Raw genomic sequence first — 17,086 nt, forward strand, 5'->3', positions numbered from 1 at the left:
GGTTCCTGGGGTGGGAAGGCGCAATTCCGTTGCTTTTCTTCAAACCTTGACCTCTTTTAAACTGACATGGAGATGTGAGCGGAAGCAGTGTCTATAAGTGAATATATTCACGATATGACTGGTTCGTGAAAATGGTATTTCCTCCTCTTTTTGGAGGGCTTAGAATGATCGACTGTGACGACCTCAAGTTCCTCCGGGCGGCTGCGCGCTGTCCTGTTCGACCGTGACGACACCCTGGCGTATGCCGACCCGGGGGTGTACCGAGAGGCGGCGCTGTGGGCGAGTAAGCGGTTCGGAGTAGACCCGAAGTTGGCGGGGCGGGTGCTGGCCGGGCTGTGGCAGGAACACACGTCCTCGTGGTGGGATCTGCGGACGCACGAGGAGGAGGAAGTGTTCTGGGCGCACTACGGGGAGCAGCTCGGCACGCGGCTGGGGCTGGATGCGGGGCAGGCTGCTCAGGTGCTCGCCGCCTTTCCCTACGAGCGCTACCTGAGGCCGGTGGAGGGGGCGTGGGAGGTGCTGATTGAATTGCGGGCCCGGGGCCTGAGGGTCGGGGTGCTGAGCAACACGCTGCCGAGCATCGACCGGACGTTGACGGCGCTGGGGCTGGATGACGGGGTGGATGTGGCGGTGGCGAGCTGCGTGGTCGGGGCTCACAAGCCGGAGGGGAGGGCGTTCACGTACGCGTTGGAACGGCTGGGACTTCCGGCGGGGGAGGTGCTGTTCGTGGATGACCGGCTGGAGAATGTCGAGGCCGCGCGGGCGCTGGGGATGAAGGCAGTGCAGATCGACCTCTCGCGGCAGGTGCCGGGAGTTCTGCATAGCCTGTGGGGCGTACTGGCGCTGGTGGACGGGCCGGTGCCCGCTTGACCCGGCCGCCCTTTCTGGTGGACGGGCACCTCGACCTGGCCTGGGCCGCGGGGCTGGGCCGGGACCTGACACTCGACCTGGAGACGTTGCGGGAACGCGACCCGGTGCCGGGCCAGACGGCGATGGTGACCTTCGGGGAGCTGAGGGAGGCGGGGACGCGGGTGTGCTTCGGGACGCTGTTCGCGTTGCCGCGGACGGGTGAGAGTCCGGAAGGGTACATGGACCCCGCGGGGGCACGGGCGCAGGCCCTCGCGCAACTGGACACGTACCGCCGCTGGGAGGACCGGGGGCTGATCCGGCTGTTGAGGAATGGGGCGGAGGTGGGGACGCATCTGGCGGACCCGGACGGTCCCCTCGGCGTGGTGCTCCTGATGGAGGGGGCGGACCCGGTGCGGGACCCAGGAGACCTGGGGTTCTGGGTGGAGGCGGGCGTGCGGCTGATCGGCCCGGCGTGGGGCCGGACCCGCTACGCGGGGGGCACGGACGCGCCGGGGCCGCTGACGCCGGAGGGCCGTGCGCTCGTCACGGCGATGCGGGACCTGGGGGTGGCGCTCGACGCCTCGCACCTGGACGATGCCGCGTTCTGGGAGGCGGTGGAGATCGGGCCGCGGATGATTGTCTCGCATTCCAACAGCCGCGCGTTCCTGCCCGGGAACCGCCACCTCACGGACGAGATGGCGCGGGCGGCGGCGGCGTCGGGCGGGGTGATCGGCCTGGTGTTCCTGAGCCCGTTCGTCCGGCCGGGGTGGACTCTGAGCCAGCCGCGGGTGGGGCTGGACGAACTCGCGGCCCACGCCCGGCACTACGCGGGGCTGGTGGGCTGGGAGCATGTAGGGCTGGGCACCGACCTGGACGGCGGCTTCGGGCGGGAAAAGGCTCCGGCGGGAGTGGAGCGCTACCGGGACGTGGGGCGCTTTCTGGACCTGTTGCCGGAGGAGCACCGGGCGGGGGTGGCGGGCGGGAACTGGGCCCGCTGGCTGACCCGCCTCCTGTAGGGGGACGCGCTACCCTGGGGGCATGCTCACCGCTCCCCCCCTGGACCCCCGCACACACGCCTTCGACCCGGTCACCCGGCTGGCGGCGGCAGAGTTGCGCGGCCTCCTGCCGGACGAGGGGTGGCACTTCGTCACTCCTCGTCCGGCGCGCGCCGGGAATGCCCGCGTCAGCCTGCGGGCCCGGCCTGATCTGGACGCCGCGCAGGTGACGGAGGCGCTGCCCGGGGAGGCGCTGGAGGTGCTGACGGAGCGGGAAGGCGGCTGGGCCTGGGTGCGGACAGGGCACGACCGGTATCCGGGCTGGGCGCGGGGGGACTCGCTGCTGACGGGGCGGCGGCCAGGGGGGGAGGAGTTGCGCGTCACGGCCCTGCGGGCCCACGCCTTCGCGGGGCCACGGGTGAGCCGCCCCATCGTCGCGGAGCTGTGCGCCGGGGCGAGGCTGACCCGCGTGCCCGGTGAGGTGGAAACCGAGGATGGCCGCCGCTGGGTGCCGGTCTTCCTGCCGGACGGCACCGGGGCCTGGGTGCAGGAGGTAATCCTCTCCCCCACCCCGCCAGCGGACGCGGCGGAGTTCGCGCTGCGCCTGTTGGAGACACCCTATGTCTGGGGCGGGCGCAGCGCGTGGGGGCTGGACTGCTCGGGGCTGACGCAGCTCGCGTACTGGGCGCTGGGGCTCTCCCTCCCGCGCGACGCGGACCAGCAGCAGGAGGCGTTGCAGCCGGTGCAGACGCCTCAGCGGGGCGACCTGGTGTTCTTTCCCGGCCACGTCGGGGTCATGCTGGACGCTCGGCGGCTCGTCCACGCCAACGCCACGCACATGCGCGTCACGGTGGAGACGCTGGGCGAGGGCGAGTACGGCACGCGGCTGGAGCGGGCCCTGACGGGCTTCGGGCGGTGGCCCGCGTGAGCGTGACCTGGGAGACGCTGGAGCTGCATACCGCCCAGCCCTTCGGCATCGCGCGCTGGACGCACTCGACCTACCCACGCACCTTCGTCATCTTCGAGCAGGATGGAGTGACGGGCCGGGGGGAGGCGGCCCCGAACGCCTTTTACGGCGAGACGCGCGGGACGGTGGAGGCGGTGCTGCCTCTCCTCGCGGAGGCGCTGACGGACGGATGGGACTGGGACGGGCTGCGTGAGCGGATGAACGCCCGGATGCCGCAGGGGCACCCCAGCGTGAAGTGCGCGCTGGAGATGGCGGGGGTCGAGTGGGCGGCCTGTGCCGCGGGGGTGCCGGTCTGGCGCCTGCTGGGGCTGTCGTCCTCTCCCCTGCCGGAGAGCAGCTATACCGTCAGTTTGGGTGATCTCGGGGAGATGCGGCGGCAGGCGCGGGGGGCCGTGGCACGCGGGCACGGCGTCCTGAAGGTGAAGCTGGGCACCGACCGGGACGAGGCCATCCTGGAGGCGCTGCGGGAGGAGGTTCCGGACGTGGCGCTCCGGGTGGATGCGAACGCGGGTTGGACCCGGGCGCGGGCGGCGCGGATGCTCGCGGTGCTGGAGGCGGCCCGGGTGGAACTCGTCGAGCAGCCCCTGGCGGCGGGGGACCTGGAGGGCCACGCGGGGCTGCGCCGCCTCGCTCGGGTGCCCATCGTGGCGGACGAGAGCCTGCACCATGTCTCGGACGTGCTCGCCCTCGCCGGAGCCTTTGACGGGGTGAACCTCAAGCTCGCCAAGCTGGGCGGCCCCTTGCAGGCCCTCACCGCGCTCCGGCTGGCCCGCGCCCACGGCCTCCAGGTGATGATGGGCTGCATGATTGAGAGCAGCCTGGGGATCGCGGCGGCGGCGCATCTGGCGGGCCTGTGCGACTGGGCGGACCTCGACGGGGCGCTGCTCCTGGGGGACGACCCGTTCACGGGGCTGGAGTGGACGGCGGGGCAGCTGGAGCGGCCGACCGGGATGGGGTGGGGGGTGGAGCGGAGTTGACCGTCACCGTCGCCGTCCTCGGCTGCGGCAACCGGGGGGCGGACGTGTACGCGCGGCACCTGGCGGCGGAAGGGGCGAGCGTCACCCACCTCGTCGATCCCCGGCCCGCCCGGTTGCGGGAGGTCGCCTCCAGGCACGGGCTGGGGCCGGAGGCGTGTTTCCTCGATTCGGACGCTTTCTTCGCCCTGGGTCGGGTGGCGGACGCGCTGGTGATCGCCACGCCGGACGACGCCCACGTGGGGCCGTGCCTGCGGGCGCTGGACCTCGGGTACGACGTGCTGCTGGAAAAGCCCATCTGTCTGGAGGAGGCCGAGCTGGACGTGCTGCTGGCGGCAGAGGCGGCCTCCAGCGGGCGCGTAACGGTCTGCCACGTGCTGCGGGCGACGCCCTTCTTCCGGGCGATCCGGGGGGTGCTGGATTCGGGGCGGCTGGGACGGCTGGTCGGAATTCAGCACGCGGAGAACGTGGCGTACTGGCATTACGCGCACTCGTATGTGCGGGGGAACTGGGCCCAGTCGCCGCCCGCCGCGCCCTTCGTGCTGGCGAAGAGTGGGCATGACCTCGACCTGCTGCGCTGGTTCGCCGGGGCGCCGCCCGTGCGGGTGAGCAGCGAGGGGGCGCTGTTCCACTTCCGGCCGGGGGAGGCGCCGCCCGGGGCCTCGGACCGTTGTGTGACCTGCCCGCTGATGGGCTGCCCCTATGACGCGCGGCGCATTTACACCACCCGCGACCCGGAGCGCTGGCCCGTCACGGTGCTGACGGCGGGGGGCGTCTCTCTGGCTGACGCGCTGGCGTCTGGACCCTATGGGCGCTGCGTGTACGGCGGCGGGAATGACGTGGTGGACCACCAGGCCGTCACCGTCGTCTTTGCTAACGGGGTGACGGCCCAACTCACGGTGAGTGCGTTCACCCATGACAATACCCGGACGCTGAAGCTGCTGGGCACCCACGGCGAACTGCGCGGCCACCTGGACCGGGGTGAGATCGAGGTGCATGACTTCCGCACGGACGTGGCCGAGTTGCTGACGGCCGATGTAGGCGGCAACCACGGCGGCGGCGATCTCGCCCTGGTCGCGGCGTGGCTGGCCTTCCTGCGGAGGGAGGCGGGCGTGCCCACATCCCTGGCCGAGTCATTGGATTCTCACCGAATGGCCTTCGCGGCGGAGCGGGCGCGGCGGCGGACGACGGTGGAGCGGGTGTGAGGGGGCTTGCCGGACCTCTTGTGCGCTGCTCATCCCTCAAGCCCTGCCTTGTATTAATTCTATGCCGCAGGTACTCCCAAAGGGGGCTCTATGCCTTAGCCTCCCGCAGGAAGTCGAGAGTATAGCGGGCCACCGTCTGGGGAAAGGAGTCGGTGAGGGCATGGGTGCCGCCCGGAATTTCGCGGACCGTTGCGTCGGGGATGGCGGCGCAGATCGCCTCCAGGGTCCAGGCCTGGATGACGGGGTCGTGGGTGCCGTCGAGGAGCAGGGTGGGAGCCCGCACGTGGGGGAGCAGCGGGCCGGTGTCGTGCTCGCTCTGGTTCTGCGCCAGGCGCAACATCCGGGCGGGGCCGCTGCGGGTGTAGGCGGCCAGGGCGGGCAGGAACAGGCCAGGCCGCTCGCGGGGCAGGTCGAGGAGGAGGCGCCCCAGTTGCACCCGCACGCTGGGGTTCTCGGGGATGCCGGTGGGCGCGCAGGCGATCACGGCGGACACGTGCCCCGGGTGGCGTGCGGCGAGGTCGAAGATCACCTCCGCACCGAGTGAGTGGCCCAGCAGCGGCACGCGGCCCAGGCCCGCCTCCGTGAGCCAGGCGGCGAGGTGATTCGTAAGGCCCTCGATGGTGCGCGGGGAGCCGGGGCGGCCCGCGCTCAGGCCGTGGCCGGGCGGGTCGTAGGCGTACACTGTGCGCCCGGGGGCGAGTTGACGGGCGACGCGCGCATACATCCAGGAGGCGCAGCCCAGGCCGGGGACGATGACCAGGGGAGGGCCCTCGCCGCGCACCCGGGCGTGGGTGAGCAGGCCGCGGACGCGGGTGTAGCGGGATTCGGCTCTCAAGCGCCCCCTTGCAGGAAGTCGAGGACGAGCGCGTTGAACCGGGCGGGTGCGTCCACCATCACCACGTGGCCCGCGCGCGGAATCTCCTCGTAGCGGGCGCCAGGGATCGCGGCGGCGAGCGAGCGGCCCAGGGCGGCGGGCACCAGCGCGTCCCGCCCCCCCCAGATTACCAGCGTCCGGGCGGTGAGGCCGGGCAGGACGTCCTGCACGCTGTCTTTCAGCAGGTCGCGGGTGCTGCGCCACAGGTTGAGGGGCCCGCTGCGCGCGGCGTCGGCGAGGATGCGCGGCATGAAGGTGACCCGGCCGGTCAGGACGGCACGCGGGAGTTGCAGGGCGACCCGGTAGAGCCTGTCCCGCAGCAGGCCGCTCGCGCAGGCGAGGACGAGGACGCGCACCCGCTCGGGGCGCCGGGCGGCGACGTGCATGGAGATGTGCCCGCCCAGGGAGTGCCCGATCAGGGTGACGTTCCTCAGGTCAAGGTGGTCGAGCCAGGCGGCGATCAGGTCGGCGGCGGCGTGCACCCCCAGCGACCGCTGACGCCACGCCTGCCCGTAGCCCGCGAGGTCGAGGACGTAGACGCGGTGCGCCGCCGACAGCGCGGGGACGTTGCGCCGCCACCAGCGGCTCGACCCGCTCAGGCCGTGGACGAGCACGATGGGGTCGCCGTGCCCGGTCGCGTCGTAGCTCAGGGTCGCCCCGCGGGAGCGAAATTGCAGGGCTCGCACGCGCCCGAGCATACGGGAAAGGCCGCCGGGAGGGCTTAAGAAAGTGGTGAGGCTTCAGCCGGGGACGGGGGCGGCCGCCATCTTCAGGAACAGCGCGTGCAGCCGCGTGTCGGGCGTGAGTTCGGGGTGAAAGGAGGAGGCGAGCAGCCTTCCCTGGCGGGCGAGGACGATCTGCCCCGCGTGGTGGGCGAGGACGTCAACCCTCTCCCCCACCCGCTCGATGACGGGCGCGCGGATGAAGACGGCGGGAAAGGGGGCACCGAGTTCGGGGATGTCGAGCCCTGTGTGGAAGGAATCGACCTGTCGCCCGAAGGCGTTGCGCCGCACGGTGAGGTCCATGACGGCGAGGCTGTCCTGCTGGCCGCCGAACTGGGGGGGAGCGCCGAGGACTTCCCGCGCGAGCAGGATGGCTCCCGCGCAGGTGCCCCACAGGGCTCCGCCGCGCGCGTGGAAGTCGCGGACGGGCCTCCACAGCCCGAAGTCGGTCATCAGCCGGGCGATGGTGGTGCTCTCCCCGCCGGGGAGGATCAGGCCGTCCAGTGCGGCGAGGTCGGTGGGGAGACGCACCTCTGTGACGTGGGCACCGAGGGCTTCAAGGCGCTGGCGGTGTTCGCGGAAGGCCCCCTGGAGGGCGAGGACGCCAATGGTGGGGGTGGCAGGTGGGGTCATAGGGCTCCGTTGCGATAGAAGCGACTACCTAAACTGTCTTTGTATTAATTTGCAGGAAAGGAGGGTGCGCTTGGTGCCCCTCCTCTCCTCTTTTCTCCTACCAGCCTCGTCCGGCCAGCCGCTCCTCGGGGATCAGGCTGTCGATGTTGATGCCGGTCATGGGGGCGCCGAGGTCCTCGCTGACTTCGGCGAGGACCTCGGGGTTCTGGTAGTGGGTGACGGCCTTCACGATGGCGTGGGCGCGGCGCTCGGGGTTGTCGCTCTTGAAGATACCGCTGCCGACGAACACGCCGTCGAGGCCAAGGTGCATCATCAAGGCCGCGTCGGCGGGGGTGGCAACGCCCCCAGCGGCGAAGTTCACGACGGGGAGTTTGCCGTGTTCGTGGACATACTGAACGAGGTGGTAGGGCGCCTGGAGGTCGCGGGCGACGGTCATCAGCTCCTCCGTGGGGCGGGCCTGGATGGCGCGGATTTCGCCCAGGACCGTGCGGGCGTGGCGCACGGCCTCAATGATGTTGCCGGTGCCCGCCTCACCCTTGGTCCGGATCATGGAGGCGCCCTCGCCGACGCGGCGCAGGGCCTCGCCCAGATTCTTGGCGCCGCAGACGAAGGGGACGGCGAACTTCGTTTTCTCGATGTGGAACTGGTCATCGGCGGGGGTCAGCACTTCCGACTCGTCGATGAAGTCCACGCCGAGCGCCTGGAGGATCTGCGCCTCGACGAAGTGGCCGATGCGGACCTTCGCCATCACCGGGATCGTCACGGCGGCGATGATCTCCTTGATCATCTTCGGGTCGCTCATGCGGGCCACACCGCCGTCCGCGCGGATGTCGGCGGGCACGCGCTCCAACGCCATGACGGCGGTCGCCCCGGCGGCCTCGGCGATGCGGGCCTGGTCGGCGGTCACCACATCCATGATGACGCCGCCCTTGAACATCTCGGCAAAGCCCTGCTTGATCTGGGGAGTTCCGGTCTGCATGTCACTCATGGGGGCAGGCTAGTCCAGAACTGGCCCCATGAGCAGGGCCAGTTGGGGGGAAAGGATGGGGTCAGTCGCGCGCCGCAGCGACCCGGCGGATGCTCTCGATGAGTTGGGAAGGCCGGAAGGGTTTGACGAGGTAGTCGGTGATGAGACCGGGCACGTGTTCGGGGCGGTTGAGCCCCGAGAGGAAGACGACGGGCGGCATGGCGCCCCGCAGCTCGGCCTGAAGGCGCCGGACCGTCTCGAAGCCGTCCCAGGGGGCCATCAGCACGTCCATCACGACCACGTCGAAGGCGGCGTCCCGGGCGGCGGTGAGCGCGTCGGGGCCGCTGCGGGCGGTGACCACCCGGAAGCCCTGGAGGCCCAGCGTGAGGTCGAGCAGTTCGAGGATCTGCTCCTCGTCGTCGACCACGAGCAGGCGCAGGTCCGGGGCCGGGGCCCTCATGGCAGCAGGGCCAGGGGGTCGACCGCCCGCCCGTCCAGCCGGACCTCGAAGTGCAGGTGCGGCCCCGTGCAGATGCCAGTGCAGCCGACCTCGCCCAGCAGGTCGCCGCGGCGGACAGCCTGTCCGGGCGTCACGGCGGTGCGGCTGAGGTGGCCGTACACCAGCGTGCTGTCCCCCTGCGCCGTGTAGACGTTCATGCCATACGCACCATACCCGCTTTCGGTGACGGTGCCGTCCGCCGCTGCGTAGACGGGAGTCCCGGCGGGGGCGGCGAGATCCACCCCGCCGTGGAAGATCTGCTTGTGGTAGTCAATGTCGGCCTCGCCGAAGCGGCTGGTGATGCGGGAATTCTGGACCGGCCAGGCCAGGTGGCCCGCGGCGGCGACATTCACTCCGGCGGCCTGGACGTGCAGGGGTTGGGCGGCCTGCTCGCGTTCGCGCAGGGCGGCCTGCGCGGCCTCGTACTGCGCCTGCTGCTCGTACGCCTCGATCAGGCGCTGGCGCTCGGGGCTGTCACGCCAGGCGAGGTAGGCCTCGTATTTGGCCTGCATGACGTACAGTTCCTGGAGCCGGGCGCGCTCGCGCTCCTTCTGTTGAGCGAGGTAGCGGTCGTAGCGGGCCTGCATCTCAGCCCGCCGCTCGGCCTCCTCCCGCGCCTCACGGTGCCGGGCGAGCTGGGCGTACAGGCCCTGTGCGCGCACCCCGGGGAGGAGGAGGTAGTCGCCCACGCCGAGCGCGGTGGGCAGCACATCGTTCGCGCGGGCGGTGCGGGCGAGGTCGGCCCCGTACCCGGCAATGAGCGTTAGGGCGGTCTGCCCGGGCTTGATCCGCACGAGCAGACCGCGCTCAGCGGTCGGGAGGTAGAGGACTTCACCGACTTCAAGGTCGTCCAGGCTGGTTCGGTCGAGATTGGCGCTCAGCAGGTCGACGAGGTCCAGGCCCGCGTCCGCCGCGATGCTCGCCAGGGTCTCGCCGGGCCGCACGGTGTGGGTGACGATGGAGGCGGGCAGCGCGGGCGGATGGTCCGGCACGGGTGCGGGCAGCCGCACCCGCAGGAGACGGGCCTCTTCCCCGTCGTGGCGGGGAAGGGCGGCCACCGCCGCCGGGGGAACCCCGTAACGGGCCGCGACGCTCGCCGGGGGCTGGGTACTCACCACGAGGACGCTGGGGGGTTCGGCCACGCGCGTCAGGTGGACGCTCGGGAGGGCGGCCTGGAGCAGGTCCGCGGGGGTGGGCACGCCCAGCAGGTCGGCGACGCCTTCCGGGCTCCCGGGCCGGGCGGCGGCGAGGGGGGCGAGGGCGGACAGCGCGAGGGTGAGGGCGAGCCGCCGGGGCAGGGGAGCGTGGCCCCGTGTGGGGCGGGAGGGAAACTCGGGCACTGGACCTCCAGGGGCACACGGCCCCAGGGAGGGGGTGTCCGGCGGTTGCCTCTGCGGGAGGCATTCGCCCGGACACCCCGGGGAAAGGAACTTTGAAAGTGCGGCTCAGCCGCCCGCGAGCGACTGGAGGAACTCGACGTTGTTGCGCGTCTTGCCCATGCGCGAGAGCAGCATCTCCATCGCGTCGGCGGGGTCCATGTCGGAGATCACCTTGCGCAGGAGCCACATCTTTTTCAAGACCTCGGGCTGGAGGAGCAGCTCCTCGCGGCGGGTGCCCGACTTCAGGATGTCGAGCGCGGGGAAGATGCGGCGCTCCTCCAGGCGGCGGCTGAGGACGAGTTCCGCGTTGCCGGTCCCCTTGAATTCCTCGAAGATCACATCGTCCATGCGCGAGCCGGTCTCGACGAGGGCGGTCGCCAGGATGGTCAGGCTGCCACCGTCTCGGATGTTGCGCGCCGCGCCCAGGAAGCGCTTGGGCCAGTGCAGCGCGTTGGAGTCCAGACCGCCCGAGAGGGTGCGGCCGGTCGGCGGCGTGACGAGGTTGTTCGCGCGGGCGAGGCGGGTGATCGAGTCGAGCAGGATGACGACGTGGCCGCCCTCCTCGACGATGCGGCGGGCGCGCTCGTGAACGAACTCCGCCACGCGGACGTGGTGCTGGGGCGGCTCGTCAAAGGTGGAGGCGATGACCTGGGCGCCCTGCACGCTCTCGCGGAAGTCGGTGACCTCCTCGGGGCGCTCGTCGACCAGCAGGACCATTACCGTCACGTCGGGGTAGTTCTTGACGATGGAGTTGGCGACCTTTTTCAGCAGGGTCGTCTTGCCCGCCTTCGGGGGCGCGACGATCAGCGCCCGCTGCCCCCGGCCGATGGGCACGAGGAGGTCCACCACCCGCAGCGAGAGGCTGTCGTCCATCAGCGGGTCTTCCAAGACGAGCTGGCGGTCGGGGAAGGTCGGCGTCAGGTCGTCGAAGCGGGGACGCTGGCGGGCGGACTCGGGGTCCAGGCCGTTGACCCCCTCGACCTGCACCAGGGTGCCGTAGCGCTCGTTCTCGCGGGGGCGGCGGGCGCGGCCGATCACCTCATCGCCGGTGCGGAGGTGGAACTGCTTGATCACACCCGCCGTCACAAGCACGCTTCTGGAGGCCGGGTCGAGGAGGTCGGCCTGCAGGAAGCCGTAGCCGTCGGCGCTGATGTCCAGGTAGCCGCGGGCGAGAACCTGGCCCTCGGCCTCCGCCTGGCGCTCCATGATGGCCAGGGCCAGGGCGTCCTTTTTGAGCTTGCGGTAGTTCTCGATGCCGCTCTGGGCGGCGATCAGGTGCAGCTCGGGCAGGATTTTGCCCTGAAGTTCGTGGAAGGGGAGCGGCGCAAGTTGGGGCTCGGTCACTTCTTCTGGCCTCCCTGGGCTGTCACGCCGCCCGCCTGCGGGTTGGTGCCCGCCTCGCTGGAGGGCGTCTCGGGGCTGGCCCCGGCCCGCTTCGCCCAGTCCTTGAGGAAGGCGTCGAGTCCCGCCTGGGTCAGCGGGTGCTTGATCATCGCGGTGAAGACCTTGTAGGGGATGGTCGCCACGTCGGCCCCGGCCAGCGCGGACTGCACGACGTGCTGAGGGTGGCGGATGGAGGCGGCGAGGACCTTGGTCTGGATATCGCCCATCACGTACGCCTCCTTGATCTGGCGCACGAGTTCGATGCCGTCCCAGCCGATGTCGTCGACCCGGCCCGCGAAGGGCGAGATGTAGGTCGCTCCGGCCCGGGCGGCGAGGAGCGCCTGGGGGACGGAGAAGCACAGGGTCACGTTCGTCTTGATGCCCTGGCTGGACAGTGTCCGGCACGCCTGGAGGCCCGCCGGGGTGAGCGGCAGCTTGACGACGACGTGTTCACTCCAACTCGCGACCTCGCGGCCCTCACGAATCATGCCCTCCGCGTCGAGCGAGGTGACTTCCGCGCTGATCGCGCCGCCCACGAGTGCGGCGATCTCCTGGATGACTTCCTTGAAGTCGCGGCCCGAGGAGGCGACCAGGCTGGGGTTGGTGGTGACGCCCGAGAGCACGCCCCAGGCGTTGATCTCGCGCACCTCGTCCACGACGGCGGTATCGATGAAAAATTCCATGTTGACTCCTCCTGTCAGAGTAGCGGTTTCTGGGAGGGAGCCGGGCCGCACGGCTGCCGCGGGCGGGCCCCTCATCCCACCTGTTGTCCATTCACCATACGCGCTCGGGCGACATGCGTCACCTGGCGCATTGACCAGGTCATCCTGCGCGCCTACCATGAGCGCTACCCCCACCGGGGGTGAGCAACTCAAGGCGACCGCGAGAAGAGTACGCGGGGCACAGCGCTCATGAGCGAGTCCGGGACGGTGAGAGCCGGACGAGCTGCCCCCCGCCGAAGATCCCCTCCCGCGCCGACGGAAGAAAGGCTCAGGGCCGAGTAGACCCGTCCGGACGCCCCCCGACAGTGGGCGCAACGAGGCCACCGCAGCGTGGCGAAGTTGGGTGGTACCACGCGCACACGCTGTCCGGCGCGTCCCAGCATACCGTCTGGGACGCGCTGTCTTTTGTTTTCCCAATTTCCCTTGGAGGCTTCCATGACTACCACTGAACCCAAACCCACCTCTCCCCTGTTCCGTCCGGTGCCCTCTCAGCCCAGCTTCCGCGAGCTGGAGGCGAACGTCCTGAACTTCTGGCAGGAGAAGCACATCTTCGAGCAGACCCAGGAGCGGCGCGAAGGGCAGCCCGAGTACGTCTTCTACGAGGGGCCGCCCACCGCGAACGGGCGACCGGCGCTGCACCACGTCCTGGCGCGGTCGTTCAAGGACCTGTTTCCCCGCTACAAGGTGATGCAGGGGTATCACGTCACCCGCAAGGGCGGCTGGGACACCCACGGCCTCCCCGTCGAGATCAGCGTGGAGAAGAAGCTCGGGTGGCTGGGCCGCAACCACGGGGCCAGCCGCGCTGAATTGGAGGAGTTCAACCGGCTGTGCCGCACCTCGGTGTGGGAGACGATCCAGGAGTGGAATGCCTTTACCGAGCGGCTGGGGTACTGGGTGGACCTGCGGGACCCGTACATCACCTACCAGAACAGCTACGTGGAGAGCGTGTGGAACCTGCTGAAGCGGCTGCACGCGGAGGGGCTGATCGCGCAGGACTACAAGGTCGTGCCTCTGAGTCCGCGCATCAGCACGACGCTCTCTCGAGCGGAGCTGGGCGAGGTGGATTCCTACCGCATGGTGGACGATCCCTCCGTGTATGTGCGCTTCCCGATCCTCTGGGACACGTTGCCGAAAAGGGCTCGGGCGGCGCTGAGTGGGCTGAGCGAGGAGGACCGGCAGGGCCTGGCGCTCGTGGTCTGGACGACGACCCCCTGGACGCTGCCGAGCAACACGCTCGCGGCGGTGAACGCGGACCTGACGTACGTGGTGGCGCGGGGCGAGGGCGGAACGATCATCGTCGCGCAGGACGCGGTGGAGCGCCTCAGCAGTCTGCACAAGAACGCCGCGCCGCTGGAAGTGCTCGCCTCCTTCCCGGGCCGTGACCTGGAGGGAGTGGAGTACGAGCCGCCGTTCCCGGAGGTTGCGTTGGAGCTGGGGGCGCTGAAGCAGCTTCACGAGCGCGATGCCGACGGCCACCCGGTCATGCACTTCGTCACGCTGGCAGACTTCGTCTCGGCCCAGGACGGCTCGGGGGTGGCCCACGAGGCCCCGGCGTACGGCGCGGAGGACCTGGAGCTGGCGCGCAAGTACGGCGTGCCGCTGATGTTCGGCGTGGACGATCACGGCATCCTGCGGGTGACGGGGGAGCGTGGCAAATTCTTCAAGGACGCCGATAAGGGGCTGATCGCCGACCTCAAGGCGCGCGGGCTGATGTTCCACGCGGGCACCCTGCGCCACCGCTACCCCTTCCACGACCGGACGGGCGATCCCATCCTCTACTTCGCCAAGAAGGGCTGGTACATCCGCACGAACAGTGTGGCGGACCGGATGCTGGAGACGAACGAGCAGATCAACTGGGTTCCCGCGAACATCAAGCACGGCCGCTTCGGCAACTGGCTGGAGGGGAACGTGGACTGGGCGATCTCCCGCGAGCGCTACTGGGGCACGCCCCTCCCCTTCTGGATGAGCGAGGACGGCGACCTGCGCGTGGTGGGGAGCGTGGCGGAACTGTCGGAGCTGACAGGGCGGGACCTCTCCGAACTGGACCTGCACCGCCCGTACATCGACGACATCACCTTCGAGCAAGGCGGCAAGACGTACCACCGCGTTCCCGAGGTGCTTGACGTGTGGTTCGACTCCGGCTCCATGCCCTACGCCCAGTGGCACCTGCTGACGGACGAGACGGGCGAGCAGGCGCTTCCCGGTACCGAGGCGAACCTGGTGCAGTTCGAGCGCCATTTCCCCGCCGACTTCATCTGCGAGGCCATCGACCAGACGCGCGGGTGGTTCTACAGCCTGCACGCCATCGCCACCATGCTGTACGACCAGCCCGCGTACCGGAACGTGATCTGCCTGGGCCACATCGTCGATGAGCACGGGGCGAAGATGAGCAAGAGCAAGGGGAACGTGGTCGAGCCGTTGCCGCTCTTCGACCGCTACGGGGCGGACTCGGTGCGCTGGTACATGTTCATGGCCTCCGATCCGGGCGACCAGAAGCGCTTCTCGGAGCGGCTGGTGGCGGAGGCGCAGCGCTCCTACGTGAACACGGTCTGGAACGTCTATTCCTTCTTCGTGCTGTACGCGAACCTGGATCAGCCGGGGATGGGGGGGGCGCCCGCCGTTCAGGACCGCCCCGAGATGGACCGCTGGCTGCTCGCTCGGCTGGAGGAGACGGTGCGGGACGTGACGGCCTCACTCGACGCCTACGACGCCCGTGGAGGTGGGCGGGCGCTGGAACGTTTCGTGGACGACCTCAGCAACTGGTACGTGCGGCGCAACCGCTCGCGCTTCTGGGGTGAGGGCGGGCAGGTGGACGTGGCCGCCTACGCGACCCTGCACGAGGCGCTACTGACCGTCTCGCAGCTCACGGCACCCTTCACTCCGTTCCTGGCGGAGGCAATGTACGGGAACCTCACACGGGGGCAGGGGGCGGAGAGTGTTCACCTCACCCGCTGGCCGCAGGTGCGGGGGGAGCGGCTGGACGCGCGGCTGACCGCCGAGATGGCCGCCGTCATCAAGGTGGTGGAGCTGGGGCGGGCGGTGCGCGGCACCCATAACCTCAAGACCCGGCAACCGCTAGCGAGCGCGACGGTGCGGGCGAGTACGCCGGAGCTGACGGACGCCCTGCGCCGCTCGCAGGAACAGATCATGGAGGAACTGAACGTCAAGGGTGTGACATTCCTGGAGGGCGTGACGGACCTCGTGCAGTACAGCCTGCGCCCCAACCTCCCCGTGTTGGGCAAGGTATACGGCAAGGCGCTGCCGCAGGTTCGCGCGGCGCTGTCAAACGCGGACGCGGCGGCGGTCGCCCACGCGGTCCAGAACGGCGAGAACTTCACCGTGGAGGCGAACGGGCAAAGCTTCACGCTGACGCCCGAACAGGTGCTGGTGGACGCGAGGGCGCCGGAAGGGGTGGCGGCAGCGGAGGACGGGGGGTTCCTGGTCGCCTTCGACACGCACCTCACGCGCGAGCTGGTGCTGGAGGGCCTGGCCCGCGACCTGGTGCGGGGCATCCAGGAGGCGCGCAAGGCGGCGGGCTTCGAGGTGCAGGACCGCATCCGTTTGAGCCTGGACCTGGGGGGCGATGCCCGCGAGGCGGCCGGGACCTGGCGCGACTTCATCGCCGGGGAGGTGCTGGCGACCGAGCTGAATTTCGGCGCGGGCGAGGGCTATGCGGCGGAGGTAGAGGGCGGCGTGGCGTACCTGACGCGGCTCTGAGCAGGGCGGGGTGAGGGGCGGGGCCTGTGGGCGTCCGCCCCTTTGCCCTTCTTTACGAACCCGCGGCGTGGGGCTCAGCAACGTCCCCCAGCATGGATGGCAGGAGGAGCTCATGCCCTACCGCAGCGCCGCCGACCTGCCGCAGTCGCAGGTGGACCAGTACGACGACCATCAGAAGGACGCTTTCCTGAAAGCGTTCAACAAGGCGCTGGAGGAATACGGCGGGGACGAACACCGTGCCTTCGCCGTGGCCCATGCTGCCGCCAAGAAGGCCGGGGACAAGGAGCGGCGCGAGCAGGACGAGTAGCTCGGGATGGAGAGTCAGCAGTCCCGTCGGTTCACTATCTTTTGTATTAATCCCTTCTGCCGTCCTACTTGTCACCACCCCGGTACGTACACTTAAGGGCCAGGCTGGTTAAGCTGAGCCATGACCTGGGACCCCGAGCAGTACCACCGCCACCGTGAAGCGCGCGATGCACCCGCCCGCGATCTGCTCGCCCTGATTCCCGACCTCCCCTACCGGGACATCGTGGACCTGGGGTGCGGGACGGGAGAGCACACCCGGAGGCTTGCGGAGCGTTTTCCAGCCGCGCAAGTGATGGGGCTGGACAGCAGCGCCGAGATGCTGGCGAGGGCGGACGCGCGGGGCGTGCCCAATCTGCAGTTCGAGCGTGGGGACATTCTCGACCTCGGGGGCGAGTACGACCTGCTCTTCTCGAATGCGGCCCTCCAGTGGCTGCCGGATCATGCGGCGCTGCTGTTCGGGCTCTGGAGGCACCTGCGGCCCGGTGGGGTGATCGCCGTCCAAGTCCCAGCCAACCACGACCACGGCAGCCACCGCCTGCTGACCGAGACGGCGGAGGAGTTCGCGGCGGAACTCGGCGGGTTCACCCGCTTCGGCACGGCGCAGGGGGCCTCGCCGGTCCTGACCCCGGCCGCCTACGCCGAGACGCTGGACGAGCTGGGGGGGGTGGACATCACGGCGATCAGCAAGGTGTACCCGGTGGTGCTGCCCGGCGCGGAGGGTGTGCTGGACTGGACACGGGGCACGGCGCTCGTACCGTACCTATCGCGGCTGAGTGCGGAGGACGGGGAGCGGTTCGTCACCGCGTATCTGGGCAGGCTGCGGGAACGCTGGCCGGGGGAGCGGGTGTTCTACGCCTTCACGCGGGTGCTGTTCACGGCGCGCAGAGGGTGAAA

16 protein-coding genes are annotated in these 17,086 nt (G+C 70.2%); 8 read left to right on the plus strand and 8 right to left on the minus strand.

The features are described from left to right. Positions 1–174 precede the first annotated feature (174 nt). From F784_RS0105255 to F784_RS0105275, 5 genes are read left to right on the plus strand one after another with little or no spacing between them, the layout of a single operon-like run. The gene (locus F784_RS0105255) at positions 175–870 is read left to right on the plus strand and encodes an HAD family hydrolase (RefSeq protein ID WP_019585664.1); all 696 of its coding nucleotides are present in this window, start codon (positions 175–177) and stop codon (positions 868–870) included. Continuing rightward, on the plus strand, positions 867–1,865 hold the full coding sequence (locus F784_RS0105260; protein ID WP_019585665.1) for a dipeptidase: 999 nt from the start codon (positions 867–869) through the stop codon (positions 1,863–1,865). Before F784_RS0105255 ends, F784_RS0105260 begins: the two co-directional genes overlap by 4 nt. Positions 1,866–1,887: 22 nt before the next feature. Further along, positions 1,888–2,772 carry a C40 family peptidase gene (locus F784_RS0105265; RefSeq protein ID WP_019585666.1) on the plus strand — a complete coding sequence of 295 codons (885 nt, stop codon included), beginning with the start codon at positions 1,888–1,890 and terminating at the stop codon, positions 2,770–2,772. Beyond that, positions 2,760–3,788, plus strand: coding sequence for a dipeptide epimerase (locus F784_RS0105270; protein WP_019585667.1), 1,029 nt, complete (start codon positions 2,760–2,762; stop codon positions 3,786–3,788). The genes F784_RS0105265 and F784_RS0105270 overlap by 13 nt, the downstream gene beginning before the upstream one ends. Then, a complete protein-coding gene (locus F784_RS0105275) occupies positions 3,785–4,990 on the plus strand; it encodes a Gfo/Idh/MocA family protein (RefSeq protein WP_157465028.1) in 1,206 nt (401 codons plus the stop codon). The genes F784_RS0105270 and F784_RS0105275 overlap by 4 nt, the downstream gene beginning before the upstream one ends. Before the next feature lie 88 nt (positions 4,991–5,078). On the opposite strand, the gene F784_RS0105280 is transcribed toward F784_RS0105275, so the two are convergent. The 8 genes from F784_RS0105280 to fsa form a co-directional block, all read right to left on the minus strand. Beyond that, positions 5,079–5,825 (minus strand): alpha/beta fold hydrolase, encoded by a 747-nt coding sequence (locus tag F784_RS0105280; RefSeq protein WP_019585669.1) that lies wholly within the window; start codon positions 5,823–5,825, stop codon positions 5,079–5,081. Next, on the minus strand, positions 5,822–6,562 hold the full coding sequence (locus F784_RS0105285; RefSeq protein WP_019585670.1) for an alpha/beta fold hydrolase: 741 nt from the start codon (positions 6,560–6,562) through the stop codon (positions 5,822–5,824). Before F784_RS0105285 ends, F784_RS0105280 begins: the two co-directional genes overlap by 4 nt. 42 nt (positions 6,563–6,604) lie before the next feature. Beyond that, on the minus strand, positions 6,605–7,219 hold the full coding sequence (gene pdxT, locus F784_RS0105290) for a pyridoxal 5'-phosphate synthase glutaminase subunit PdxT (RefSeq protein WP_019585671.1): 615 nt from the start codon (positions 7,217–7,219) through the stop codon (positions 6,605–6,607). A 97-nt stretch (positions 7,220–7,316) separates the two neighbouring features. Continuing rightward, complete coding sequence (gene pdxS, locus F784_RS0105295; protein WP_026332284.1) at positions 7,317–8,207, minus strand: pyridoxal 5'-phosphate synthase lyase subunit PdxS; 891 nt, start codon at positions 8,205–8,207, stop codon at positions 7,317–7,319. Positions 8,208–8,268: 61 nt separating this feature from the next. Next, positions 8,269–8,646 (minus strand): response regulator, encoded by a 378-nt coding sequence (locus tag F784_RS0105300; RefSeq protein ID WP_019585673.1) that lies wholly within the window; start codon positions 8,644–8,646, stop codon positions 8,269–8,271. Further along, positions 8,643–10,025: a peptidoglycan DD-metalloendopeptidase family protein gene (locus F784_RS0105305; protein WP_019585674.1), complete on the minus strand. Its 1,383-nt coding sequence runs from the start codon at positions 10,023–10,025 to the stop codon at positions 8,643–8,645. Before F784_RS0105305 ends, F784_RS0105300 begins: the two co-directional genes overlap by 4 nt. A gap of 105 nt (positions 10,026–10,130) precedes the next feature. Then, the gene (rho, locus tag F784_RS0105310) at positions 10,131–11,408 is read right to left on the minus strand and encodes a transcription termination factor Rho (RefSeq protein WP_019585675.1); all 1,278 of its coding nucleotides are present in this window, start codon (positions 11,406–11,408) and stop codon (positions 10,131–10,133) included. After that, positions 11,405–12,130: a fructose-6-phosphate aldolase gene (gene fsa / locus F784_RS0105315; protein ID WP_019585676.1), complete on the minus strand. Its 726-nt coding sequence runs from the start codon at positions 12,128–12,130 to the stop codon at positions 11,405–11,407. The genes rho and fsa overlap by 4 nt, the downstream gene beginning before the upstream one ends. Positions 12,131–12,604: 474 nt before the next feature. On the opposite strand from fsa, the gene ileS reads away from it, so the two are divergent. The 3 genes from ileS to F784_RS0105330 all read left to right on the plus strand — a co-directional run bounded on the left by ileS (position 12,605) and on the right by F784_RS0105330 (position 17,084). Beyond that, on the plus strand, positions 12,605–15,886 hold the full coding sequence (gene ileS / locus F784_RS0105320; protein WP_019585677.1) for an isoleucine--tRNA ligase: 3,282 nt from the start codon (positions 12,605–12,607) through the stop codon (positions 15,884–15,886). A 112-nt stretch (positions 15,887–15,998) separates the two neighbouring features. Further along, the gene (locus F784_RS0105325) at positions 15,999–16,193 is read left to right on the plus strand and encodes a ChaB family protein (RefSeq protein WP_019585678.1); all 195 of its coding nucleotides are present in this window, start codon (positions 15,999–16,001) and stop codon (positions 16,191–16,193) included. Positions 16,194–16,313: 120 nt separating this feature from the next. Further along, positions 16,314–17,084, plus strand: coding sequence for a methyltransferase domain-containing protein (locus F784_RS0105330; protein ID WP_019585679.1), 771 nt, complete (start codon positions 16,314–16,316; stop codon positions 17,082–17,084). The last annotated feature ends 2 nt before the right edge of the window (positions 17,085–17,086 follow it).

The sequence above is a fragment of the Deinococcus apachensis DSM 19763 genome (assembly GCF_000381345.1).
Classification (GTDB): Bacteria; Deinococcota; Deinococci; order Deinococcales; family Deinococcaceae; genus Deinococcus; species Deinococcus apachensis.

Coding starts and splice junctions, on each gene's coding strand:
- ileS (WP_019585677.1), top strand. CDS start 12,605: ATGACTACCACTGAACCCAAACCCACCTCTCCCCTGTTCCGTCCGGTG.
- fsa (WP_019585676.1), bottom strand. CDS start 12,130: ATGGAATTTTTCATCGATACCGCCGTCGTGGACGAGGTGCGCGAGATC.
- F784_RS0105300 (WP_019585673.1), bottom strand. CDS start 8,646: ATGAGGGCCCCGGCCCCGGACCTGCGCCTGCTCGTGGTCGACGACGAG.
- F784_RS0105265 (WP_019585666.1), top strand. CDS start 1,888: ATGCTCACCGCTCCCCCCCTGGACCCCCGCACACACGCCTTCGACCCG.
- F784_RS0105285 (WP_019585670.1), bottom strand. CDS start 6,562: ATGCTCGGGCGCGTGCGAGCCCTGCAATTTCGCTCCCGCGGGGCGACC.
- F784_RS0105325 (WP_019585678.1), top strand. CDS start 15,999: ATGCCCTACCGCAGCGCCGCCGACCTGCCGCAGTCGCAGGTGGACCAG.
- pdxS (WP_026332284.1), bottom strand. CDS start 8,207: ATGAGTGACATGCAGACCGGAACTCCCCAGATCAAGCAGGGCTTTGCC.
- pdxT (WP_019585671.1), bottom strand. CDS start 7,219: ATGACCCCACCTGCCACCCCCACCATTGGCGTCCTCGCCCTCCAGGGG.
- F784_RS0105330 (WP_019585679.1), top strand. CDS start 16,314: ATGACCTGGGACCCCGAGCAGTACCACCGCCACCGTGAAGCGCGCGAT.